Origin of the sequence: Leucobacter sp. UT-8R-CII-1-4, from assembly GCF_030010235.1 — a bacterium.
Lineage (GTDB): Bacteria > Actinomycetota > Actinomycetes > Actinomycetales > Microbacteriaceae > Leucobacter.
The window spans coordinates 709,244-732,292 of sequence record NZ_JASCRS010000001.1; the positions used below are offsets into that span (position 1 = coordinate 709,244).

20 protein-coding genes are annotated in these 23,049 nt (G+C 60.1%); 7 read left to right on the top strand and 13 right to left on the bottom strand.

What is annotated here, in order from left to right; all coding sequences use genetic code 11:
- Window positions 1-74: 74 nt before the first annotated feature.
- Complete coding sequence (locus QBL02_RS03125; RefSeq protein WP_282724897.1) at window positions 75-2,726, bottom strand: DNA polymerase III subunit gamma and tau; 2,652 nt, start codon at window positions 2,724-2,726, stop codon at window positions 75-77.
- A 159-nt stretch (window positions 2,727-2,885) separates the two neighbouring features.
- On the opposite strand from QBL02_RS03125, the gene QBL02_RS03130 reads away from it, so the two are divergent.
- Complete coding sequence (locus QBL02_RS03130) at window positions 2,886-3,692, top strand: SDR family oxidoreductase (protein ID WP_282724898.1); 807 nt, start codon at window positions 2,886-2,888, stop codon at window positions 3,690-3,692.
- Here QBL02_RS03130 and QBL02_RS03135 read toward each other — a convergent pair whose 3' ends face one another.
- From QBL02_RS03135 to QBL02_RS03155, 5 genes are all read right to left on the bottom strand, one after another.
- Entirely contained in the window at window positions 3,693-4,880 is a 1,188-nt protein-coding gene (locus QBL02_RS03135) for an acetate kinase (RefSeq protein ID WP_282724899.1), read from the bottom strand.
- Between the two features lie 52 nt (window positions 4,881-4,932).
- Window positions 4,933-7,050, bottom strand: coding sequence for a phosphate acetyltransferase (gene pta, locus QBL02_RS03140; protein ID WP_282724900.1), 2,118 nt, complete (start codon window positions 7,048-7,050; stop codon window positions 4,933-4,935).
- Window positions 7,051-7,297: 247 nt separating this feature from the next.
- Entirely contained in the window at window positions 7,298-7,675 is a 378-nt protein-coding gene (gene rplL, locus QBL02_RS03145) for a 50S ribosomal protein L7/L12 (RefSeq protein ID WP_282724901.1), read from the bottom strand.
- A gap of 81 nt (window positions 7,676-7,756) precedes the next feature.
- Window positions 7,757-8,266, bottom strand: coding sequence for a 50S ribosomal protein L10 (gene rplJ, locus QBL02_RS03150; RefSeq protein ID WP_282724902.1), 510 nt, complete (start codon window positions 8,264-8,266; stop codon window positions 7,757-7,759).
- 707 nt (window positions 8,267-8,973) lie between these two features.
- Window positions 8,974-9,699, bottom strand: coding sequence for a response regulator transcription factor (locus QBL02_RS03155; protein ID WP_282724903.1), 726 nt, complete (start codon window positions 9,697-9,699; stop codon window positions 8,974-8,976).
- A gap of 123 nt (window positions 9,700-9,822) precedes the next feature.
- Here QBL02_RS03155 and QBL02_RS03160 point away from each other — a divergent pair, with 123 nt between their 5' ends.
- Window positions 9,823-10,410 carry a YqaJ viral recombinase family protein gene (locus tag QBL02_RS03160; RefSeq protein ID WP_282724904.1) on the top strand — a complete coding sequence of 196 codons (588 nt, stop codon included), beginning with the start codon at window positions 9,823-9,825 and terminating at the stop codon, window positions 10,408-10,410.
- Window positions 10,411-10,421: 11 nt separating this feature from the next.
- Here the strand turns inward: QBL02_RS03160 and QBL02_RS03165 are convergent, their stop codons facing one another.
- The 3 genes from QBL02_RS03165 to QBL02_RS03175 are packed head-to-tail and all read right to left on the bottom strand — an operon-like array spanning window position 10,422 to window position 13,116.
- Entirely contained in the window at window positions 10,422-11,006 is a 585-nt protein-coding gene (locus QBL02_RS03165) for a PH domain-containing protein (protein WP_282724905.1), read from the bottom strand.
- A gap of 5 nt (window positions 11,007-11,011) precedes the next feature.
- A complete protein-coding gene (locus tag QBL02_RS03170; RefSeq protein ID WP_282724906.1) occupies window positions 11,012-12,514 on the bottom strand; it encodes a flotillin family protein in 1,503 nt (500 codons plus the stop codon).
- Between the two features lie 38 nt (window positions 12,515-12,552).
- Window positions 12,553-13,116: a hypothetical protein gene (locus QBL02_RS03175; RefSeq protein ID WP_282724907.1), complete on the bottom strand. Its 564-nt coding sequence runs from the start codon at window positions 13,114-13,116 to the stop codon at window positions 12,553-12,555.
- 116 nt (window positions 13,117-13,232) lie between these two features.
- Here QBL02_RS03175 and QBL02_RS03180 point away from each other — a divergent pair, with 116 nt between their 5' ends.
- From QBL02_RS03180 to QBL02_RS03190, 3 genes are all read left to right on the top strand, one after another.
- Complete coding sequence (locus QBL02_RS03180) at window positions 13,233-13,601, top strand: DUF2568 domain-containing protein (RefSeq protein WP_282724908.1); 369 nt, start codon at window positions 13,233-13,235, stop codon at window positions 13,599-13,601.
- A gap of 71 nt (window positions 13,602-13,672) precedes the next feature.
- Entirely contained in the window at window positions 13,673-14,707 is a 1,035-nt protein-coding gene (locus QBL02_RS03185; protein WP_282724909.1) for an LLM class flavin-dependent oxidoreductase, read from the top strand.
- A 2-nt stretch (window positions 14,708-14,709) separates the two neighbouring features.
- Window positions 14,710-15,600 (top strand): AraC family transcriptional regulator, encoded by an 891-nt coding sequence (locus tag QBL02_RS03190; RefSeq protein ID WP_282724910.1) that lies wholly within the window; start codon window positions 14,710-14,712, stop codon window positions 15,598-15,600.
- Between the two features lie 40 nt (window positions 15,601-15,640).
- Here the strand turns inward: QBL02_RS03190 and QBL02_RS03195 are convergent, their stop codons facing one another.
- From QBL02_RS03195 to nagB, 4 genes are all read right to left on the bottom strand, one after another.
- The gene (locus QBL02_RS03195; protein ID WP_282724911.1) at window positions 15,641-16,891 is read right to left on the bottom strand and encodes an MFS transporter; all 1,251 of its coding nucleotides are present in this window, start codon (window positions 16,889-16,891) and stop codon (window positions 15,641-15,643) included.
- Window positions 16,892-17,049: 158 nt separating this feature from the next.
- Window positions 17,050-18,264, bottom strand: a complete 1,215-nt coding sequence (locus QBL02_RS03200) for an NADP-dependent isocitrate dehydrogenase (protein ID WP_282724912.1) — start codon at window positions 18,262-18,264, stop codon at window positions 17,050-17,052.
- Between the two features lie 143 nt (window positions 18,265-18,407).
- The gene (gene nagA / locus QBL02_RS03205; RefSeq protein ID WP_282724913.1) at window positions 18,408-19,577 is read right to left on the bottom strand and encodes an N-acetylglucosamine-6-phosphate deacetylase; all 1,170 of its coding nucleotides are present in this window, start codon (window positions 19,575-19,577) and stop codon (window positions 18,408-18,410) included.
- Window positions 19,578-19,579: 2 nt separating this feature from the next.
- The gene (gene nagB, locus QBL02_RS03210) at window positions 19,580-20,371 is read right to left on the bottom strand and encodes a glucosamine-6-phosphate deaminase (RefSeq protein WP_282724914.1); all 792 of its coding nucleotides are present in this window, start codon (window positions 20,369-20,371) and stop codon (window positions 19,580-19,582) included.
- 120 nt (window positions 20,372-20,491) lie between these two features.
- Between nagB and QBL02_RS03215 the strand changes: the two genes are divergently transcribed.
- Together QBL02_RS03215 and QBL02_RS03220 are read left to right on the top strand one after the other, a co-directional pair.
- Window positions 20,492-21,619, top strand: coding sequence for an ROK family transcriptional regulator (locus tag QBL02_RS03215; protein WP_282724915.1), 1,128 nt, complete (start codon window positions 20,492-20,494; stop codon window positions 21,617-21,619).
- Between the two features lie 95 nt (window positions 21,620-21,714).
- On the top strand, window positions 21,715-23,031 hold the full coding sequence (locus tag QBL02_RS03220) for an extracellular solute-binding protein (RefSeq protein ID WP_282724916.1): 1,317 nt from the start codon (window positions 21,715-21,717) through the stop codon (window positions 23,029-23,031).
- Window positions 23,032-23,049 lie beyond the last annotated feature (18 nt).

Genomic DNA, 23,049 nt, shown 5'->3' on the forward strand with positions numbered 1-23,049 from the left:
TGCTCTCGCTGCGCACTATCGCTAGCGTGTTTTCCTGGTCAAAGGAAAAAAGTGGAACAGCCTGAGGGCAAGAATTAACGTTCAAGCCCCTCTGGCAATGGTCGCTCCTCAACAAAACGTGCGCCAAGGACCTCCCGAACCACCGATTCGCCATATCGGGTAAACCCCGGAGATTCACGTTTCGCTGGGGCGTCGCCTGCGGCGGCAGTTGCTGAGGTGACTGGTCGATCAGACGACGTTTCAGGTGAAGACGTTTGACCAGAGCTTGCCGCAGGATTCGACTGGGCCGCATGATCTGCCTGAGCCGCAAAGCCCGTTGGCAATGCGAAACCGGGCGCAGGAGCTGTTGGCAATTGCGCCACCGCGGCAATCCGTGCGGCTGCATCTGCCGCGAGCGTCGCTGTAGATTCGGCGCTCAAATCTGCTGCGCCCGCAGTCGCGGCCTGCGCGACCTGAGCGCTCTGCACGGCTTGCGCGGCTTCAGGTTCTTCCTTGAAGGCAGCGCTCGAAACGGCACCTGTTTCACCGTAGGGCTCTGGCTCGTAGTCAGGCTCTGGTGGAATGTCGTATGCCGGTTCGGGATAGTTCTCGATGGGAGCCGGTGGCGCCGGTGTTTCTTCGGCGGTAACGGCTTGAGTTTGTTCAGCTACCGGGATCGATTCAGCCGAAGGAGAGGGCTCCTCTGCGGCTTGCTCGTCGCTCTCACGACCGGCAAAGGTTGGCCGCACACCCTCTGGCAATGGCTTCGGAACGTACTTCACGCTGATGCCAAGTGAAGCCGAAAGGGCCTCACGCAACGGGCCTGCTCCACTTGACTTGAAAGCGTCAAGATCGGCCTTAGATGCCAGACCCACCGTCAAAATCTCACCCTCAAATGCGAGCGGCTGTACCTGACGCACAGCGTTCCAAGCCTCACGATTGCTCTCAAGAAGTTCGTCGAGCAGATCTGGCCAGACTTCGAGCAGGTCTTCGAGGCCGGGCTCGTCGTTCTCAAGGGCTTGTTCGAAGACTTCGTCTGTCGCCCCAGCTTCTGACACTGCCTGAGCTGGAATAGGTGCGGCTTCAGTCGCTGAAGGCACCGTCTCTGGCGATGAAGCATCGGCAGAGTGCTCCGATGTAGCCGGAGCAGGCTGAGCTAGTGCGGCCTGAGTCGGTGCTGCCTGAGTCGGTTCGGGCTTTTCTACAGCTGCCTGTGGCTCAGCGGCCTGTGGCTCAGCCGTTTGGCTCTCTGACTCGGAGGCAACTGCAGGTGCAGAAGCTGAGGCCTGTGCTGCAGGAGCATGCCCACCAAGCGGAACCATCGGAGGGCGAGTCACACCCGAATCATCTGACTTCAAGAAGTCACGGGCTGAACGCATAGCTGCGATCACGTCGTTGGGTACCGGCGGCGCGGTCTGCGCTGGTGCCGCAGGGGCCACCTGCGGTGGAGTCGCGGGAGCTGCCGCCTGGTTGCTTTGCGCTGGCGCAGCAAAACTCTGAGCAGGTACTGGCGCTGCGGCAGGCTCGACTGTAGGGGCAGCAGGCGCAGCAGCAGCGGGTGTGCCGCCGAATGAGTTCGCCGCAGGCGTGCTCTGTCGCGGTGCAGCAGGGGCAGCGACAGCTACCTGACCTGCCGAAGCGTTGTTCGCGCTGATCAGCGCACGTGCAACCATCAGTTCTAGGTGCAATCGCGGCGCCGTTGCACCCACCATAGTGTCGAGGGTGCCGCTCACGGTGTCAGCGATCTTCGAGAGTTGCGCTGGGGTGAAGGCCTGGGACTGAGCGAACATTGCGTCAAGCTGATCCTCGGGGACCCCTCGAAATACCGCAGACGCTCCCTGGATCGACGTCGCCGAAATAACGATCAAATCGCGCAAACGCTCAAGCAGGTCTTCGACAAAACGGCGCGGATCTTGCCCCGTCTGCACCACCCGGTCGGTCGCACGGAAGGCCGCAGCAGCATCGCCAGCGCCGAGGGCATTCACCACGTCATCGATCACTTCACCGCTGGTAAAGCCAAGCAACCCGGTCGCACGCTCAAGCGAAACCGCTCCGCTTTCGCTGCCTGCGATGAGCTGGTCAAGAATCGAAAGCGTGTCACGCACAGACCCACCGCCAGAACGCACCACCAGGCCAAGCACACCCTGCTCAACCTGCACACCCTCGGTATCGCAGAGCTGTTGCACGTAGTCCATCAGTGCGCCGGGCGCAATGAGACGGAATGGGTAGTGGTGGGTACGCGAACGAATCGTGCCAATGACTTTTTCTGGCTCGGTCGTAGCGAAGATGAACTTCACGTGCGGTGGCGGCTCTTCAACAATCTTCAGCAGAGCGTTGAAGCCTCCCGAGGTCACCATGTGAGCCTCGTCAATAATAAAAATCTTGTAGCGATCACGTGCCGGTGCGAACACGGCACGCTCGCGAAGCTCGCGCGCATCGTCGACACCACCGTGGCTTGCGGCGTCAATCTCAACCACGTCGAGCGAGCCGCCACCATCGCGACTCAGTTCAACACAGCTTGGGCAGACACCGCAGGGAGTGTCGGTCGGACCCTCTGCACAGTTCAGGCAACGCGCAAGGATTCGCGCCGAAGTGGTCTTACCGCAGCCGCGCGGGCCGCTGAAAAGATAGGCATGACCGATGCGCCCCGAACGAAGCGCAGTCATGAGCGGCTCAGTCACATGAGCCTGCCCGATCATCTCGGAAAATGCCTCTGGCCGATAACGGCGATACAGTGCGGTAGCCACGCTCTCCATGGTACTTGTACCGTCCGACATTCGCGTTGCCGTTTACTCAGCCAGCTCTGGTGCGGCCAGGCACTCGCAGGTAAAGTTTCGGGCAAGCGTGCCCCCGCAAACAGCCGCGCAAACAATGTCACCCAGTGCTGTGTGAGAACAGGAAACTCCATGAATGTAGCGGGCAAGGTTTTTGTCGTCACCGGAGCGGGCGCGGGTATTGCTCGCGAAGTCACCCTGCTCCTTTTGCAAAACGGGGCACACGTCGCCGGTGTTGACCTCAATGCCGAAGGTCTCGACGAGACGGCAGCGCTCGCCTCCGTACGCAAGCGGTTCAGCAAGCATGTGCTCGACATTTCAGATCGGGAGGCGACCGCCGCCCTGCCAGATGAAGTACGAGCCGCACACGGCCAGATCGACGGGCTCCTAAACATCGCCGGAGTGATCCAGCAATTCGTGAAAATCAACGAGCTCCCCTTCAACGAAATCGAGAAGGTCATGAACGTCAACTTCTGGGGCGTCATAAATATGGTGAAAGCATTTCTGCCTGAACTCATTGCTCGCCCTGAAGCTGCCCTGGTAAATGTGTCAAGCATGGGCGCATACGCGCCAGTGCCTGGCCAAGCTGTCTACGGCGCATCAAAGGCCGCCGTACGGCTGCTGACCGAAGCCCTCTACGCTGAACTCAAAGACACGAATGTTGCTGTCACAGTGATTTTTCCCGGCGCAATCGGCACCGACATTGCAAAGAACTCAGGCGTCACTCTCGGCGGCGACGTCGCTGAAGAAGCAGCCGCCACAGCCCACAAGACGACTCCCCCGGCAGAAGCCGGGCGCATCATCGTACGAGCCCTTGAACGCGGAACGTTCCGTGCAACGATTGGCTCAGATGCCAGAGCGATGGATCTGCTCTCGCGATTGAGCCCCAAAAAGGCAACTGAAATCATTGCCAAACAGATGGGTGATCTGCTCGGCTAGCTAACCGGCGACAACCTCAAGCGTCTGCCTCGCGATCTCTGCTTCTTCGTCGGTGGGCACCACGAGCACCGTCACTCTTGATGAGTCGCTGCTGATCACACGGGCAGCCGAGCTTGGGGCAGCATTTCGCTCGGCATCAATCTCGATGCCGAACCACTCAAGCCCGGCACATGCAGCCGCGCGAAGCGGAACATGGTTTTCGCCGACCCCCGCAGTAAACACAATCGTGTCGGCTCCGCCAAGCAGCGCAAGGTATGCGCCAATGTAATGCTTGAGCCGTCGAATCGTGACCTCAAAAGCCAGCATCGCGGCCTCATCGCCCGCAGCAACTCCGGCTCGAATGTCTCGCATGTCGTTCGATCCGGCGAGCCCAAGAAGGCCAGATTCTTTATTGAGCAGGCGATCCACCGCGTCAACATCAAGCCCGGCGCGCATGAGATGCAGAAGTGCACCCGGGTCAATATCGCCGCTTCGTGTGCCCATCACAAGCCCGGCGAGTGGAGTCATGCCCATTGAGGTATCTACCGAACGACCGCCGTCAATGGCGCAGGCAGAAGCACCGTTTCCGAGGTGCAGAATGATCTGCTTGAGTTCAGAGACTGGTCGATCGAGTAGGGCAGCTGCCCGTTGCGACACCACCTGATGCGAGATTCCGTGAAAGCCGTAGCGGCGCACGCCATACTTCTCAGCCGCGTTCTTGTCGATGGCGTAGCTATATGCAGCTTCGGGCATAGTTTGGTGAAATGCGGTGTCAAAGACAGCCACATGCGGCACGTCTGGAAAAGTTTCACGCGCAGCAACAATGGCGCTGTAGTTCGCAGGATTGTGCAGTGGGGCAAGTTCACCGAGCGCAAGAATCTGCTCGGCAACCTCATCGGTAATCAGTGTCGGCCCGTGAAACTCGCTACCGCCCTGCACTACGCGGTGCCCAACGGCAGCTACATCGAGCTCGGCAAGCGGCGTGCCTGCCTTCGCGAAGCCGTGCACCATCTGCCGAAAAGCTGCCGAATGATCGGCAATTGGAGTCTCCCAAACGAACGCCTCACCAGGCACCTCGTGTTGCACGCGACCGTTTGCCTCGCCAATACGCTCAACCAATCCGCTTGTGCGGCGCTGGCCTGTCACGCAATCAATCAGTTGATACTTGATCGATGACGACCCGGCGTTGATGACGAGGATGTTGTGCATGTGTTGTCCTGACTATGGTGTGAGCTAAGAAGCTGCGTTGCTCTGTCGACGTTTACACTGCGCCGGGCGCTGCAGACTGCACTGCGGTAATCGCCACCGTGTTCAAAATGTCCTCAACTGTCGCGCCGCGAGAGAGGTCATTCACCGGTTTGTTCAAGCCCTGAAGCACCGGACCAACCGCCACGGCACCAGCCGAGCGTTGCACCGCCTTGTAGGTGTTGTTGCCCGTATTCAGGTCAGGGAAAATGAAAACCGTCGCATGGCCGGCAACAGTTGATCCAGGGAGCTTAGAAGCCCCTACACCCGGATCAGTCGCCGCGTCATACTGAATCGGCCCCTCAACCTCAAGAGCCGGGCGTGCCGCTCGCACCAACTCAGTCGCCCGACGCACCTTATCCACCTCAGCGCCAGTGCCCGAATCACCGGTGGAGTACGAGAGCATCGCGATCCGAGCGTCGACACCAAATTGCACCGCAGTTGCAGCCGAGGAAATCGCAATATCGGCCAACTGCTCTGCGGTGGGATCCGGATTCACCGCACAATCACCATAAACAAGCACCCGGTCCGCCAGCGCCATAAAGAACACACTCGACACCACAGAAACACCCGGCACAGTCTTGATGATTTCAAGGCTAGGTCGAATCGTGTGTGCCGTGGTGTGCGCGGCACCCGAAACCATACCGTCAGCGAAACCGAGGTGCACCATCATGGTGCCGAAGTAGCTCACATCATTCATACGCTCATCAGCAATTTCGCTGGTAACGCCCTTGTGCCCGCGCAAACGCACATACTCGGCAATGAACTGATCGCGCATCGGGGTACGCACGGTCGGATCGAGAATCGCTGCCCCATCAAGCGCCAACCCAAGATCAGCAGCGCGGCTACGAACGCTTGATTCCTCACCAAGAATCGTGAGGCGCGCAGTGCCCCGGGCAAGGAGCGTGTGAGCTGCCCGAAGCACCCGATCATCTGAACCCTCAGGCAACACAATGTGGGCATTCGCGGCCGCCGCCCGCTCGAAAAGCTCATACGAAAACATCGTCGGTGTTCGCACACTCCCCTGGTGCACGCGCATCAGCTCATGTAACGCCTCAACATCAACATGCTCGCGGAACAGCCCAATCGCAGTTTCTAGTCGCCCACTTGCCTCAGCCGTGAGCAGCCCGCGCGCGTGCATAATGCGCTGAGCCGTATCGAAAGTTCCGTGCGAAGTGCGAATGACCGGAAGCGAAGAACCAATACCGTCAAGCAAACGTTCAACATCTGGTGCAAGCGCAAAATCACCGTTAAGCACTACCGCAGCAAGGTCAGGGAAGGTCGGCGCCTCGTGCGCCATCGTCACCGCCAGCAAAGTCTCTGCGCGATCCGCTGCCACCACAACGACCGAAGACTCGATCAATCGCGGCAGCACGTGCTCCATCGCCATACCGGCGATCACAATGTCACGCACATCACGGGCGAGCGCGTCTTCACTGCCGCGAAGCATCTGACCGTCGACAGCCTCAAGCACCGCGTTGACCGTTGGTGAGACAAGCGCGAGCTGCTCTGGCACAGTCCAGACGGGGGTCCCCTCTGGCAGCTCCTTTGCGACTGCAGCTTGAATCTCATCGAGAGACGTGGGATCAGCACGATTCACAACAGCCGCAAGCAGTGTCGCATGAGCATTCCGCAGTTCATGCACACTCAACTCAGTGAGCTGCGCCAAATCGCCAGAGCCGCGCGCGGCCGACTGACCAAGAGTTTCAATGCCATCATGCTGTCTGCCACCAAGGATCAGAAGCACTGGGCTGTCCAGGTTTGCCGCGATTCGCGCGTTAAAGGTGAGCTCAGTCGGTACGGCAACATCGGTGAAATCACTACCCACAACAAGCACCGCATCGCACTCGTCACGCATGGCACGATATGCAGCAACGATCTTGGTGATCGCCGCATCGGGATTCTCGTGCGCTTCTTCGTAGGTCACGCCAACACACTGGTCGTATTCGTGCCCGGCGGTCGCCCGAGTCAGCAGCAATTCAAGCACACGGTCCCGCGTTGCTCTGCTCCGAATCAGCGGACGGAAAACGCCAACTCTTGGCGCTCCCGCACGAAGTGAATCAAGCACGCCAATGGCAACCGCGCTCTTGCCGGTTCTGCCTTCTGCCGATGTGAGATAGATGCTAGCCGTCACACACTAAGCCTATTCCGCGAGGCTGTGACGCTCCAATGCGTCTTGATCCGAAGCTACTCGCCGCAGGCCGAACCGCCCGGGCGGTCGTGCGTAAAACAGTGCACCCAGCCATCGGTCACGCCTTGAACTAGCCCTAAGCTCCGCCGCCAACCGAGCAAAAGAAAAGCGGGGTTGCACCCGTAGGTGCAACCCCGCCGATCCATCACCCCCTAGACGCAACTAGTGCGCAGGGAGCAACGAAGCGAAATTACGCAAGCTTAACGCCAGCGCCAGCCTCTTCGAGCTTAGCCTTTGCGTCTTCAGCAACGTCCTTCTTTGCAGCCTCGAGAACAGGCTTTGGAGCCTCTTCTACGAGAGCCTTTGCTTCGCCGAGGCCCAGGCCGGTGAGCTCGCGCACAACCTTGATGACCTGGATCTTCTTGTCGCCAGCCGACTCGAGAATGACGTCGAACTCGTCCTTCTCTTCAACCTCAGCAGCAGCAGCAGCTGGTGCAGCAGCAACTGCAACTGGAGCAGCAGCCGAAACCTCGAAGGTCTCCTCGAATGCCTTGACGAACTCCGAGAGCTCGATGAGGGTCAGGCCCTTGAACTGCTCGAGCAGCTCTTCAGTCGAAAGCTTAGCCATGATGTTCTCCTTGATGTTTGCCCTCACGCAGCGCGTGAGCAGCGGGTCTTATGTTGCGAAACCTGCTTACGCAGGAATTCTTTACGCGTCCTGCTTTTCCTGCAGCTGGCCGAATGCGCGTGCAGCGCTTGCGGGCAGTGCGTTGAACAGGCGTGCGGCACCGACGAGAGAAGCCTGCATTGCGCCTGCGGCCTTAGCCAACAGCACCTCACGGCTCTCAAGATCAGCGAGCTTGCCAACCTCAGCGGCGGTCAGTGGCTTGCCATCGAAGTAGCCAGCCTTTACCACCAACAGAGGATGTGCCTTGGCGAAGTCGCGCAGACCCTTTGCCACAGCAACGGTGTCACCGTGCACGAAAGCGAGAGCCGAAGGACCGGCCAGCTCGTCATCGAATGCAGTGATGCCAGCGTTGTTCGCAGCAATCTTGGTCAGCGTGTTCTTCGCCACGGCGTATGTCGCGTGCTCACGAATGCTGTTGCGCAGCTCGCGCAGTTCAGCAACGGTGAGACCGCGGTACTCGGTCAGCAGAACGGCAGTCGACGCTTCGAAATTCTTCTGAAGGTCGGCAACCGTAGCATCCTTCGTAGCCATGGCGCTCCTCTAGCTTGTCTTGCCCTTGCGGCGGTTGCCGCTCGGGAACCCAAACGCCTGGAGAAACGAAAAAGCTCCGGCGCGCACGCACGGAGCTTCATTTTGACGAGGATCGCTCTTCGCCTTCAAGGAAAATCGTACCTGCGCTGGTCTTTGCTATTTGGTGCGACTCGGGCTTTCGCTCGAATCTCACTGCCTAACAAACGTTCCGGAGTTCTTGCGAACTCTACCGGCGGTCTTGGGCCAGAGGAAAGCTTAACACAGTCGCCGTCGTTTTCGCGAACAGGCCGTATCTCTGCCGAGTGGATACGTTGTTGGCGAGTGGATACGTTCTCGCCGAGTGGATACCTTGTCCCCCAGTGGATACGTTGCTGGCCAGAGGGCACGTTGTTGGCCAGAGGATACGTTGTTGGCGAGTGGATACGCTGCCACCGAGCGGATACGTTGTCACCGAGCGGATACGTTATATCGCTGTCCCGCGTATCCACTCGGCAACAACGTATTCACTCGGCGAAGTTGACGGCGTGGGCAGACGCCGGCAGGTGCGGGCACGGCAAACGTCGGCAACAAGTGTGAGCAGGCGCCGGCAGGTGCGGGCACAGCAAACGCCGGCAACAAGTGTGAGCAGACGCCGGCAGACGCCGGCAGGCGTGAGCAGGTGCGGGCAGGTGGCGGCAAGTCCGGTCAGGCGTGAGCAGGCGCAGGCGCTAGCTCGGTTCTTTGAGAACGTACCCGGCACCACGCACGGTGCGGATCATCGGCTCGCGTCCGGTGTCGATCTTTTTACGCAGGTATGAGACATACAGCTCGACCACTGTGAGCTTGCCCTGGTAGTCGTAGCTCCAGACCCGGTCAAGAATTTGCATCTTCGAGAGCACTCGATTGGGGTTTCGCATAAAAAAGCGAAGCAGTTCGAACTCGGTTGAGGTGAGTTCAATCGGCTCCCCACCACGCGAAACCTCATAGCTGTCTTCATTCAGCACCAGATCGCCAACCCGAAGAATTGGGTTCGGGCCAGCGTCGCTGAAGTAGTGCGAGCGTCGAACGAGTGCACGCAGGCGCGCAATCAGCTCCTCAATGCTGAAGGGCTTCACCATGTAGTCGTCACCGCCAGCGGTGAGCCCCTTCACTCGATCGTCGACCGAGCCGAGTGCCGTCAAAAACAAGACGGGCACAGGGTCGCCAGCAGAGCGCAGTCGGGAAAGTACCTGCATGCCATCAAAATCGGGAAGCATAATGTCGAGCACCATTACATCTGGCGCGAACTCTTCTGCCAGCTGCACTGCCTCGGCGCCGTTCGATGCGACGCGCACATCCCAGCCGTCATAACGAAGTGCCATTTGCAGCAGCTGCGCGATCGAGGGCTCATCGTCGACAACGAGCACTTTGAGCGGGGTTTCCTGCTGCTGTGTCACGGGCTCTGTGCTCACCATGCCTCCATTATGACGGCGAGCGGCCCTGCAGGTGGGGAGCCGCAAGTGGGAATCCACTCAAAACAGGCCAACTCGCCCGCGCCGGGCGCGCCCTACTCACGAACGGTGGGAGAATGAAGCGTCATGAATGCCGCTATCCCACACCACCTGAGCCGAATCGTCACCGATGGCACGGATCGGGGTGAGTGGATGCGCGCCCGCTCCCGCGGTATCACCGCTACCGATGTCGCCAAACTTTCGACACCGCGTTCAATCGACTCGGCTGCTTGGGAGAAGCTGCACGGCTCAAGCTTCACCGGCAATGCGTTCACTCGTCACGGCAACGAACGCGAACCTGAGATTGCGGCTTGGGTGCTCGCCGAGCACGGCATCGCCCCGAGCATGGCGCTGTTTCACGCCGAGCACGACATGCGGCACCTCGCCACACCTGATGGTCTCGTGCTGCGTGAGACCGGCAATCTTGAGCTTGCCGAAATCAAGACTACGAATAAGGCTTGGCGCACGATCCCGCGTAATTACATGCGACAGATCTGGTGGCAGCAGTATGTGCTTGGCGCCGAACGGACGCTGATGGTGTGGGAGCGGCACGAGAACTTTGTGCCGGTGGGCGACCCCGAGTGTCGCTGGGTTGATCGTGACGAGAATGAGATTGCGAAGTTGGTTGGCCTGGCGGGTCAACTCATCGACACCCTCTACGCCCGTACGAAATAACGCTGGATCGCTTAGCGTGGCAGGACTGTGGTGTCTCCATAGGCGCCCGGATCACCCGGCATCGTGAACCCTTGCGCGATCCCCTGGGCGGCCCAGGCTTGCTCTTCGGTGCGCCGGTCGGTCAGGTAGTTTTCTTCGATCAGTTCTTGCAGGGCGTCAACGACTAGGCCGGGCTCTGGCAAGTCGCGGAGCACGATTGGCGCATCGGTGCCAACCAGTAGTTCGATGTCGCCTGAGCCGAACATTCGCTGGATCGGGCCGCGTTTTGATCGCACTTCGCGCACCCGGCTGAGTGGCACTTCGCTGCGGCGGTGCACAAAGAAACCCCTGCGCACGATGACTCGGCGGCTCGTCAGGCTGGTGCGGCCCGTCAGCCAGCCAAGCAGTGGACCGAAGCCGAGAATCAACGCGAGGGCGATTGCGCCGAGGCCGGCCGCCCAGTTCATCCAAGGCTCGGGCAAGGCACCCACGAAATACCCGCTTGCGGCGGCAAGTGCAATCAGCACGATCACCGGCAGGGTCAAGATTCTGCCCTGCCGGCGCATGCTTAAGATTGGTCGCTCGACCTCAAGTGAGGTTTCGGGGTGCCTATTCACAAGTTCTATTGTGCCTCGTCAGCCTTGGGAGCCAGCTCTGCTTCAGCACTCTGCACGCGATCAGCAGCCTGCTCGATCGCGGCGTCGGCGCGGTCGAGGGCGTGCGCTGCGGTTTCGCGTGCGCGATCCGAGGTGGCGCGCGCGTCAGCGCTCACCTTGGTTGACGCGCGACCGGCGGCGGCACCAGCTGCTCCCCCGGCAACCGCACCGTTAAGCATGCCTGCAAGGTCGATTCCGACAGTGTCGCGCGCCATATCGAGCAGCCCCTTGAGGTTGCCCATGGCTTCGCCAGCTACCTTCGAGGTGCCGTCTGTCGAGACTACGGTCATATTGTCGATCGAACCGATCGCCTGCGCGTACTCGTGCGCAATCTCTGGCAGCAGGTGGATCAGCTCTTGCGCGAGCACCGACTCTGCCTGGGCTTCAAGCGCACGGGCGCGAGCGTCGATTGCCTGCGCCTCAGCCAGACCCTTGGCTTCGAGCGCGCGTGCCTCCGCGAGACCCTTGGTTTCGACCGCGCGGGCCTCAGCCTCTGCTGCGGCGATCGAAGCGGCAGCGTTCGCCTTTGCGAGCGCCTCGACCCGGTAGGCCTCAGCCTCGGCGACCGCGCGAACCTCAGCGTTCAGTTGCTCCTTCTTCAGCGCAACTTGGCGCTGAGCGGTGATCTCTTGCTGCGCGACGATCGACTGCTGCTGAATCGCTTGCTCCAGCGGATCTGCTGCTGCTGCCTGCGCACTTGCCTTGTCAGTTTCTGCCTGAATCTCGGCTTGACGCAGCTTCAGCTCGCGGTTGCGGTCGAGCAGTACCTTCTCGGCCGCAATCTTCGCTTCTTGTGAGGCCTGGTAGGCGTTCGTTTCGGCAACTTCAGCGGTCTGTCGAACCTTAGCTGCCTCTGGGCGACCAATGTTCGTAATGTAGTCGGCAGCATCACGAATCTCTTGAATCTGCAGAGTATCAACGACGAGGCCCTGCTTTGTGAGCGCTTCTTCAGCCGCCTCAAGCACACTCTGTGCCACGACTGCGCGGTCACGAATGATCTGCAGCACGGTCAGGCCACCGATAATCGAACGCAGTGAGCCCGAGAGCACTTCTTGGGTCGATTCATCGATTTCGTCAGAGTTTGAGAGGAATCGCTGGGCAGCTGCGCGGATCATCTCTTGGGTGCCGCCAACTTTGACCACGGCAACGGCCTGCGCCTGCATTGTGATGCCGTCAGTGGTTTGCGCTTCGGTGGTGATTGAAAGGCGACGCGAGCGCAGCGAAATCGAGAACGACTTCTGCACGAAGGGCAGCACGAAGACGCCACCACCGGTGACTACCTTCTGGCCGGAGAGATCGCGGGTTCGGTTGCCCGCCGCGTCAATAACTTCTTTGCCTTTGCCGCCGGTGACGATGATTGCCTCATCTGGTTTAGCAATGCGATAGCGCTTGATAATGATGAGAGCGACAAGCACCAGCGCAATAATTGCGCCAAAAATGCCGACGGTCGCGGATGTGAACAGAAACATTGTTCCCCTTTCCGGAGGATCGGTCGTACAAAAATGAACTATGCGGGTGGCGCTGCTGGCTGAGTGGCTTCGATTTCTTCGACAGAAACCGACGTTGCCGAGAGAGTCTGCACAACCCGCACCCGCGCACCACGAGCAATCGCGTTTGTAGCGGTAGCTGAGAGCGAGACTCGCTCACCGTTGCGCACCAGAGCCACTTCGCCAAGGCCACCGGCGGGTATCGCGAGCACCACGCTCGCTTCGCTGCCAATCAGATCTGCCGAGCTCACTGAGGTGTTTGATTCAGCACTTCGAATGAGTCGACTCAGCCACCAAGCAACAGCACCGCCGATAACACCAGCAACCGCGCCAACTATGCCTGCAACTGTGGGGCTCGCACCGGCCCCAACCATGGCGAATGACGAGAAACCAAAAATGGCCGTAAACGCAGCAATGGTGGTGAGACTCAGCGGGCCATCACCGAAATCAAACGCATCAAATAGGCCATCGAGGATCACTGAAAGCACAAGCAGAATTGCGCCGATGATGCCGATAATCAAAAAGACGCCGCCCGTGACGAGGGAACCATCGAGCAGGCGTTCAAACCACTCCGCAATCGACATTGCTTGCCTCCTTCTCGTTGGGCGTTCTCCCAGTCTAACGAGGACCAGTGACAGAGGCACCCCTTTGCGTCAGCCCGCGAATTGGGCTTCCACTGAAGCCCGGTAGACTGTTCGGCGTGAATGAGACCCTTTCTGCATCGCCCTCACGGTCAGCAATCGTCACGCAGTTGCTGCGTGCGCTTTTCCATCTCGGTGCCGTACTCACCATCACGTTCTGGGCGCTGAACTCCTGGCCGCTGCCGTTCCCGGGTATCTTCACCGGCATCGGCGCACTGGTGCTCACAGTGCTTATTTGGGCACTGTTTCTTTCGCCTCGCCCGGTGCTTCGCACCGACCGATTTGGCCAGGCCCTCATCGAGCTGCTCTTCATTGCTGGCGCAGTAGGTGCGTTGCTTTCGCTTGGCACCAACTGGATCATCGCGACCGTGCTCGGTGTAGCTGCTGCCGTTGTTGGTTTCATCGCAAGTTCACCTAAAAACAGCTAGGCCCTTACGACAGCACCTCTTGCGGCGACCCTTCCTGGAATACAGGGCCCTTCCTCGTCGTTGACACTTGCATGACACACGTGCAACTTGGTCTCGATTCATTCGGCGACATTACCGTCGACGCTCAGGGCACACCCCTGCATGCCGCGCAGGTGCTGCGCAACACGGTCGAGCAGGCGGTACGCGCCGATCAGCTCGGCGTTGACGCGATCACCCTCGGCGAGCATCACCGTGATGATTTCGCGATCTCGAGCCCCGAGATTGTGTTGGCTGCTATCGCCGGTCGAACCGAACGTATTTTGCTTGGCACCGGGGTAACTGTGCTTTCGAGCGATGATCCGGTGCGGGTGTACGAGCGTTTCGCGACGCTCGATGGGGTGAGCAATGGTCGCGCCGAAGTCATTCTTGGTCGTGGATCGTTCACCGAGTCCTTTCCGCTTTTTGGCTACAATCTCGCCGACTACGACACTTTGTTCAGCGAGAAGTTGGATCTTTTCGCCAAGCTGCGAAGCGAAGGTGAGGTGACCTGGTCTGGCAAACACCGCAGCACACTTGTGAACCAGGAGGTCTACCCGAAGACCGAACACCCGACTGGTTTGCCCGCTTGGATCGGTGTCGGCGGTAGCCCGCAATCAGTTGTGCGCTCGGTGCAGGTTGGCATTCCCATGATGCTCGCGATCATCGGTGGCGATCCAGCGCGCTTTCTACCGTTCGCAAATCTTTACCGTCAGGTGCAAGACGAACTTGGCGCTGAAGCGATGCCGCTCGGCGTGCATTCACCAGGTCACGTCGCCGAAACTGACGAGCTCGCCCGCGAACAACTGTGGCAGCACTTCGCCGCGAACCGCAATCGCATCGGTCGCGAACGCGGCTGGCCAGAAACCACACGTGCCGAGTTCGAGAACGAAGCCGACGCTGGATCGCTGTACGTCGGTTCGCCTGAAACGGTGGCGCAGAAGATCGCCTCGACCGTGCGAACCCTCGGCGCAGACCGTTTCGATCTGAAGTACTCGAACGGCACGATGCCGCACGAGCAGTTGATGTCGAGCATTGAACTGTATGGCAGCACTGTGATCCCGCGCGTGCGTGAGCTTCTCGCCGAGTAACGATGGACCTTCCAGAGCGTCCGAGCAACGACGACATTAATCGTGTGCTTGCCGAAATAAACCCGACCCTGCGCACGCAACATCGGGCGCTGCTTGGTGCCGGCGAGACAATCGCTGTGCCGAGCGACTCGGCGACGTTACTGTACGTCATTGAGGGTGAGCTGCGTGCGAGCGCTCACGCTCGAAGTGCCTCATTCGGGCGTTTCCCGGCAGAGCTTCTGCAGGGTGATGCGGCGCTCTTTCGCGGCGGCGTCTCTGGCACGTTTATTGCGCAGCAGGAATCGTTTGTGCTGGTCACCTCGCTCGACTTCTCGACGCTGAGCGCCGGTGCGCGCGACCGCCTACCTGAAGTGTTGCTGGTACGCGATTTGCCTGGCAACGAACCGGCAGTTGCCGCGCTTGCTGCGCAGCTCGGTCCAGAGATTTCAAGCGCGCGAGGCGATGTGAACACCGCCGCGCATTCGGTGCACTGCCAGATGATGGCCAATACTGTGCTGCTCTCGGTGATTCACACCTGGGCGGTGCGCGGGTGCGCACCTGCTGGTTGGCCGTCGCGCACAAATGATCCGTTTCTCGATCGAGTGCTCGCTGAGATTGATGCCAGCCCCGGCAGCGATTGGAAGGTCGAAGACCTTGCACGGGCCGGCGCAATGTCGCGTTCAGCATTCGCCGAGCGTTTTCGCTCGGCCCTTGGCACCTCACCAGGCAAATACGTTGGTGAGGCGCGTATCCGATCTGCACAGGCGATGCTCGCTCAGGGCATGGCGGTTTCTGAGGTGTCGCGCGCGACCGGTTACGGCTCTGACGAGGGCTTCAGCCGCGCTTTTCAGCGATCAGTAGGTATGCCTCCGTCGGTCTGGCGCAGCGAAGCACTGCAGGGCGCTACGAACTAACGTTTGCGCCCTGCAGTGCTTTGAATACTGCGCTGGATCCCTACCGGGTGACGTGTCGTTGCGTAATTCGATCCGAGGTGGCGAAGAACACTGCTCCCAGCAGAAGCAGGGCAGTACCTGCCAAGAAGACTGGGCCTACGCCGAGTGCATCGACGATAGCGCCGCCGACCCCCGCCGCAATCATGATGCCGCTCTGAAAGCCAACCACAACCAGAGTGCCGCCGGGTTCGAGCATGTCTGGCATTCGTTTGCCTGCCCAGGTGTTCACCACGAGCAGCCACGAGGCGAAGAAGAAGCCCCAGAACACTACCGCGATCGAGGTGAGTAGCAGCGAAGCCGATGCTCCCTGCACGAGCAGCAGCAAGCCCGCAAGAACTACTGGGGTGAGCACCGCGAGCACTCGATAGAGGCGATCGGCGACTGCACCAAACACAAAGTTACCGACGAGCCCGCCAACGCCAAAGAGGGCAAGCAAGAGCACGATGGTATCGGCGCCGATCGCCTCACCTCCGTCGCGGAGTTGTTCAAGCGCGATTCGCACATAGGTGTATGCGAGGAAGTGACCGGTCACCACGAGCATGTTCGCAATCACGCCAAAAGCGATCCCTGGTCTACGAAGCGCTACCCAGAGTGCCGAGAGTTTTGCGCCGTGCTCGGCCGGTACGCTCGGCAGCAACCAGCGCAACGCTATTGCAAGCAAGGCGCTCGCTGCGGCCGCAACCAAGAACACGCCGCGCCAATCAATGTATTCGGCGAGGGTGACGCCGAGTGGCACACCGGCCACCGTTGCGAGCGAGACACCAGCCGAGTTGAACATGACTGCTTTACCGAGGCGCTCAGGGCCAGCGATTTTGGCAGCTACCGAGATTGACATCGCCCAGAACGCGGAGAGGGCCGCCCCGAGCAAAAAGCGAGCCAAAATCACGAGGATCAGATTTGGCAGCACTGCGACCAGCAGATTCGAGATGGCAGCGGTGACGGCGAGCCAGGTGAGCAGAGACCGGCGATCAAGCTTTGGAAAAAGCAGACCTACCGTTGGCGCTGCGAGCAACCCGGCGAGGGCTGTTACCGTCACCATCTGCCCGGCCTGGCCCGAGGTTACGCTGAGGCCGTCTGCGATTCGGGTGAGCATGCCGCCGGGCAAAAATTCCGCCGTGACCAGCAGAAAACTCATCAGCATCATGCTGATGAGTGCCGGGTAGTTCATTGGCGTCTTGCCAGGGCGCGAAACCTTCACCGGATCAGCTGGCGCAGTCTCGGTCACGGTCGGAATAGAAGCGGTGTGGGTCATACTTCCACTTTTCAGTATCGCGCCGCCGCCCGCCCGACCAAGCCGCCAGCACACCCGACCATTCCTCCGGGCGGCACAGTTTTTCCGCGCGCACGCAAAGAAAAAGGGGGTTCCGGGCAAAGCCCGGAACCCCCTTGATCCAGCGTAAAAGCTAGAGACTAAGCGAGACGTGAAGACAGGTTCTCGTCGATCGCGGCCAGGAACTCTTCGGTGGTGAGGAAGCCCTGTTCTGGGCCAACCAGCAGCGCGAGGTCCTTGGTCATCTTGCCCGACTCAACAGTCTTGATGACAACGTCTTCAAGCGTGGTCGCGAACTCGATCAGAGCCTGGTTACCGTCAAGCTTGCCACGGTGCTGCAGACCGCGGGTCCAAGCGAAAATCGACGCAATTGGGTTGGTCGAGGTTGGCTTGCCCTGCTGGTGCTGGCGGTAGTGACGCGTCACGGTGCCGTGCGCAGCCTCTGCCTCAACAACCTTTCCGTCTGGCGTTGCCAGTACCGAGGTCATCAGGCCAAGCGAGCCGAAGCCCTGAGCGACGGTATCGCTCTGCACGTCGCCGTCGTAGTTCTTGCAAGCCCAGACGTAGCCGCCCTCCCACTTCATCGCCGATGCGACCATGTCGTCGATCAGGCGGTGCTCGTAGGTGAGACCTGCAGCTTCGAACGCATCCTTGAACTCGGTGTCAAAGATCTCCTGGAAGATGTCTTTGAAGCGGCCGTCGTATGCCTTCAGGATCGTGTTCTTGGTCGAGAGGTAGACCGGGTAGTTGCGCGACAGACCGTAGTTCAGCGATGCGCGGGCGAAGTCGCGGATCGATGCGTCAAGGTTGTACTGCACCTGCGCGATGCCGTCGCTTGGTGCCTGGTAAACCTCAAACTTCTGTGGCTCACCGCCATCTTTCGGGGTGAACTCGACGGTGAGGGTGCCTTCGCCTTCGAAACGGAAGTCGGTTGCGCGGTACTGGTCACCGAATGCGTGACGGCCAATAATGATTGGCTTGTTCCAGCCTGGAACCAGGCGTGGGATGTTCGAGATGATGATCGGCTCACGGAAGATCACGCCACCGAGGATGTTACGGATGGTGCCGTTCGGGCTCTTCCACATCTTCTTCAGGCCGAATTCTTCAACACGTGCCTCATCAGGGGTGATGGTCGCGCACTTGACGCCAACACCGTGCTTCTGAATTGCGTGTGCCGCGTCGATTGTGACCTGATCATCGGTCTCGTCGCGGTGCTGGATGCCCAGGTCGTAGTACTCAAGTGTGACGTCGATGTAGGGGTGAATCAGGCGATCCTTGATGAACTGCCAGATGATTCGTGTCATCTCGTCGCCGTCGAGTTCGACAACTGTGCCTTCTACCTTGATCTTCGCCAACGCTACTCCCGTATTTTCTCGCGTGCGGCCAGGTCTAGGCGCACGCTGCGATATCTCCCTGTGCGCAACCGATTGGGTTGCTACCAGATAGCTCTGATGGAGCCACCGAACATCTTACCCGAGTATTCCGAGTTAGTTCGACGTCAAGATACTTTGAGCTGTTTCCCCGCCAAAAACACGGCTTCTGTCTGCAGATTTTTGTCCAATACGACAAGGTCTGCACGTTTTCCCGGCGAAATGTCGCCGATGTCGGCCCACCCCATCGCTCGGGCCGGGTTTGTTGCCGTCAGCATTACCGCGGCAACAAGCGCTTCGTCTGTCACGTTTTCGAGGGTGCGTTGGATCGCCCGCTGCCGAAAAAGCGCATCCATAGTGGCGGTGCTGCCCGCAATGGTTTCTGTGCCCGCAATTTTTGCGACCCCATCTGCGACGGTGACCTCAAGCGCCCCGAGCCGATAAGCGCCATCGCCGCAGGCAGCTGCACCCATTGCATCGGTGACGAGCATGACACGCTTAGCACCGGCCGAGTGCTCCACCCAGGCAACCAGTTCTGGGTGCAGGTGTACGCCGTCGGCGACGAGCTCAAGCATGACTCTCTCGTCTTCCAGCAGCGCCAACACTGGCCCGGGTTCACGGTGTAAAAGCGGTGGCATCGCATTAAAAAGGTGGGTTGCTACCGTCGCGCCCGCTTCAATCGCACGCTTGGTCTGGTCAAAATCTGCGTCTGTGTGACCAATTGCCACCACGACTCCCGCTTCGACAAGACGCTCGATTGCGTCGAGCGCGCCCGGCAGCTCTGGGGCGATCGTGACCATGCGGATCGCGCCGCCTCCGGCCGCAAGCAACGCATCGATCTCAGCGAGGTCGGGGGTGCGCAACGCCCGCTCATCGTGTGCACCCTTTTTCGCTGGGTTGAGCCACGGCCCTTCGAGGTGTATTCCGCGCAGTGCGCCACCGGCGACGAGGGGAGCTAACGCTGTCACCTGCGCGAGCAGCTCTTCTGGCTGCGCAGTCACAAGACTTGCGATGGTGGCTGTGGTGCCGCGCGCCAGGTGTGCGTCGCGCGCCACGATGGCGGCAGCCAGTTCGGTTGGGCCGACCTCAGGGTATGCCGATCCACCGCCTCCGTGCACGTGTGCGTCGACGAAGCCGGGAACAATGGTGACGTCACCGAGGTCGCGAGTGTTTTCGTGTTCACCTGCGAAGGCGCCTGCGCCGACTTCTACGATGTGACCGTCTTCGATCCGCAACCATCCGGGCGCGTGCACGCCGCTAGAGGTGACCACCTTCGACGCGACGAGCACTTCAGACATGTTTACTTCGATCCGTGTGGCTGGTGAAGTTCGATGTGTTCGTAATAGTCGCGGAGGGTGAGCATGGCAGCAGCTTCGCGATCGATAATGACGGTCGCGTCGGGGTGTAGTTGCAGTGCGCTTGCTGGGCACATGCTCGAAAGCGGGCCCTCGATCATGGCAGCGACGGCTTCGGCTTTTGATTCGCCCTGAGCAACCAGGAGTGCCTTTCGCGCGTCGAGGATCGTGCCGATCCCCTGGGTGACACAGTGCACTGGTACTTGATCGAGTGAATCAAAAAAGCGCGCATTGTCGACGCGGGTCTGCGGAGCCAGGGTTTTTGGCCGAGTGCGTGAAGCGAGCGACGAGGTGGGCTCGTTGAAGCCGATGTGTCCGTTTGCGCCGATACCGAGCAACTGCAGATCGACGCCTCCGGCGTTGGTGATTGCGGTTTCGTATGACTGGCAGGCTTCGTATAGGTCTGCGGCTAGGCCGTCGGGCACGTGCACGTGGGCCGGGTTCAGGCCGAGTGGTTCGGTGACCGTGCGGTGAATGACTGCGTGGTAGCTTTCGGGGTGTTCGCGGTCGAGTCCCACATATTCGTCGAGTGCGAAGGCGCGCACTTCGCTCAGGTCTAGCTGCTCTGCTCGGGCGATTTCTGCGAGTGCGTTGTAGGTTCCGATGGGCGAGGATCCGGTGGCAACTCCGAGCACGGCAGCACGATCTGCAGCCGCACAACTTCGCACTACTTGGGCGATGTGTTCGGCTGCGGCGTTGGCGACCTGGGCCGCGTTTTCGACGATGATGACACGCATAACGTTCAGCCTAATACCCAGATGGCGACCCAACTGTGCGCGTCACAGTTTGATTACGAGATTGTGTGGGTCGCACAATCGGACTTGCAAATAGTTAGTTCGTAAGCTTTACTAACTCGCATGAACGTCGCAATGAAGCGCAGCAACCTGGGTGCCACTCCCGGTGACGCCAAACAGCACAACCGTGCCCTGATTATGCGAACGCTCTACGCAATCGGACCGGCCAGCCGCGCAGACCTGGCACGCGCCACCGGGCTGACCAAGGTCACCGTCTCGGGGCTAGTCGCCGAACTGATCGGCCAGAATCTGCTGCATGAGCTGGGCCAACAAGAACTACAGCGCCCAGGCAAACCAGCGATTCTGGTTGACCTCGCACGCGACGCACACGCAGTGCTCTGCCTCGACCTCAGTGACCATCAGCGTTTTCGCGGCGCACTGCTCGACCTCGACGGCAATGTACTCGCCCGAAAAGATGCCAAACGTGCCGGAGCAACCGGTGACGCAGCTGTCGCCCTAGCCATCGAGCTCGCCCTCGATCTGCAACCAATGGCCACCGTGCCCCTACTCGGCATCGGCGTGGGCACCCCCGGCGTCGTCGACGACCAGGGCGTTGTACGAACAGCTCCAAACCTCGAATGGAGCTCAGTGCCCCTGCAACAGCTCCTGCAAGACCGAACCGGTGTGCCAACCATCGTCGAAAACGATGCCAACGTTGCCGCTCTCGCCGAATACAGCTTCGGCGAGACAAGCGAAGACTTCATTCTGATCACCATTGGACAGGGCGTTGGATCGGGCCTTATCCTCGGTGGCCAAACCGTCACCGGCAGCAACTTCGCCTCTGGCGAGATTGGCCAGGTCATGGTCGGCACAGACCTCGGCCTCGACACCCCCTACGCCCGCGAACAGGTACTTGAGCACTGGCTCTCAGTGCCAGCCCTGCAACTCGCGCTTGAAGCGGCCGGCGAAAGCACCGAGGCCCGCGAAACAGCGCTGCGCGAAGCCGGCCGACGCCTCGGCATCGCACTCGCGCCCGTAGTTGGCGTGTTGAACCTCGCCGATGTGGTGCTCGCAGGCCCGGCCGAACTGGTCGAAGGCACACTCGCCGACGCAACTCTCGACATGCTGAGCCGACGCACCATGCCCGACTCACACACAGAACTTGCCCTGCACACGAGCGCACAGGGCGATCAACTGGTGCTCCGCGGCGCGCTTGCCACGGTGCTGAAGCAAAGGCTCGGCATCTCATGAACCACTAGCATCACCCGGCCGATGCCAGCCAGGCATTGACTAGACCTCCACCGCAAACGGGCGCACCACCCGTCTGCACACCGAAAGGAAACACAATGAAGAGAAAGTTTGCAGGCCTCACCGCAGCGGCTGTAACCTCAGCTCTGCTGCTCGCAGGTTGCAGCGCTGGCGGCACCGATGCCGGCGGCAAGGGCGACGAGATCACCATGTGGGTTATCGGCGGCGACACCCCCGACACCCTGCGCGACTATCTCAAGACCACCTTCAACGAGAAGACTGGCGCCACTCTCAAGATCGAAGAGCAAACCTGGGGTGACATCATCACGAACCTCACCACCAAGCTCCCCGACGCGAAGAACACCCCCGACGTCACCGAGATTGGTAACACTCAGTCACCAACCTTCACCAACGCCGGCGCGTTCCTCGACATCAGCGATCTGTACGACGAACTCGGTGGCGATGACCTGCTGCAGTCGTTCGTAGAGGTCGGCGAAGTTGACGGTGCGAACTACACAGTGCCGTACTACTTCGGTTCACGCTACGTGTTCGCTCGTAAAGACGTGTTCGCAGCAGCCGGCCTTGAGCAGCCAAAAACTCTCGACGAATTCAACTCGTCGGTTGAAAAGATCGCCGAGGTGAACCCACTCGGTGTCGAGAACTTCTCGGGCTTCTGGCTCGGCGGCCAGGACTGGCGCAACGGCATCTCTTGGATCTTTGCAAACGGCGGCAACATCGCCGAGTTCAAAGACGGCAAATGGGTGGCAACACTCGACTCACCAGAATCGCTCAAGGGTCTAGAGCAGCTGCAGAAGATCTACCAGGTAGCTTCGAAGGCACCGAGCGATGCCAAGGATGAGTCGATCTGGACCTACATCAATGACGCCGATAAGCGTGGCGAAGAGGGCGCAGAAGAAGCAACCAGCATTGAAGCTGCAAGCATTCTCGCACCGGGCTGGGCGCACTGGTCGATCGGCGACCTCGACGGCGAAACCCGTGTCTGGAACGACGACAAGTTCGCCGCCTACCCACTGCCAGGCAACGACGGCAAGCCAGCGCCTGTCTTCGCTGGCGGATCGAACATCGGCATCTCAGCAAAGTCGCAGAACCCAGAGCTCGCCAAAGAGCTCATGCGGATCATCTTCTCTGAGGAGTACCAGACCATGCTCGGCGAGAACGGTCTTGGCCCAGGCAACCAGAAGTACGTTTCTTCGCTTGGTGACGACCAGTTCGCTACCGCGCTGATCGAGTCCGCTTCAAACTCGAAGCTCACCCCTGCCGCTCCAGGCTGGGCAGCAATCGAGGCGAAGAACATCATGGAAGAGTTCTTCTCGCAGATTCGCGACTCGAAGGACCTGAGCGCCCTGGCGAAGGACACCAACGCCAAGCTCGACGCTCTGCTCAACCAGAAGTAACACCAGCCGCTCGGCCCC

Bases quoted from the DNA above. Each gene is read 5' to 3' on its own strand.
- QBL02_RS03130 (WP_282724898.1), top strand. From the start codon at position 2,886: ATGAATGTAGCGGGCAAGGTTTTTGTCGTCACCGGAGCGGGCGCGGGT.
- QBL02_RS03135 (WP_282724899.1), bottom strand. From the start codon at position 4,880: ATGCACAACATCCTCGTCATCAACGCCGGGTCGTCATCGATCAAGTAT.
- rplL (WP_282724901.1), bottom strand. From the start codon at position 7,675: ATGGCTAAGCTTTCGACTGAAGAGCTGCTCGAGCAGTTCAAGGGCCTG.
- rplJ (WP_282724902.1), bottom strand. From the start codon at position 8,266: ATGGCTACGAAGGATGCTACGGTTGCCGACCTTCAGAAGAATTTCGAA.
- QBL02_RS03155 (WP_282724903.1), bottom strand. From the start codon at position 9,699: ATGGTGAGCACAGAGCCCGTGACACAGCAGCAGGAAACCCCGCTCAAA.
- QBL02_RS03160 (WP_282724904.1), top strand. From the start codon at position 9,823: ATGAATGCCGCTATCCCACACCACCTGAGCCGAATCGTCACCGATGGC.
- QBL02_RS03170 (WP_282724906.1), bottom strand. From the start codon at position 12,514: ATGTTTCTGTTCACATCCGCGACCGTCGGCATTTTTGGCGCAATTATT.
- QBL02_RS03175 (WP_282724907.1), bottom strand. From the start codon at position 13,116: ATGTCGATTGCGGAGTGGTTTGAACGCCTGCTCGATGGTTCCCTCGTC.
- QBL02_RS03185 (WP_282724909.1), top strand. From the start codon at position 13,673: ATGACACACGTGCAACTTGGTCTCGATTCATTCGGCGACATTACCGTC.
- QBL02_RS03190 (WP_282724910.1), top strand. From the start codon at position 14,710: ATGGACCTTCCAGAGCGTCCGAGCAACGACGACATTAATCGTGTGCTT.
- QBL02_RS03195 (WP_282724911.1), bottom strand. From the start codon at position 16,891: ATGACCCACACCGCTTCTATTCCGACCGTGACCGAGACTGCGCCAGCT.
- nagA (WP_282724913.1), bottom strand. From the start codon at position 19,577: ATGTCTGAAGTGCTCGTCGCGTCGAAGGTGGTCACCTCTAGCGGCGTG.
- nagB (WP_282724914.1), bottom strand. From the start codon at position 20,371: ATGCGTGTCATCATCGTCGAAAACGCGGCCCAGGTCGCCAACGCCGCA.
- QBL02_RS03215 (WP_282724915.1), top strand. From the start codon at position 20,492: ATGAACGTCGCAATGAAGCGCAGCAACCTGGGTGCCACTCCCGGTGAC.
- QBL02_RS03220 (WP_282724916.1), top strand. From the start codon at position 21,715: ATGAAGAGAAAGTTTGCAGGCCTCACCGCAGCGGCTGTAACCTCAGCT.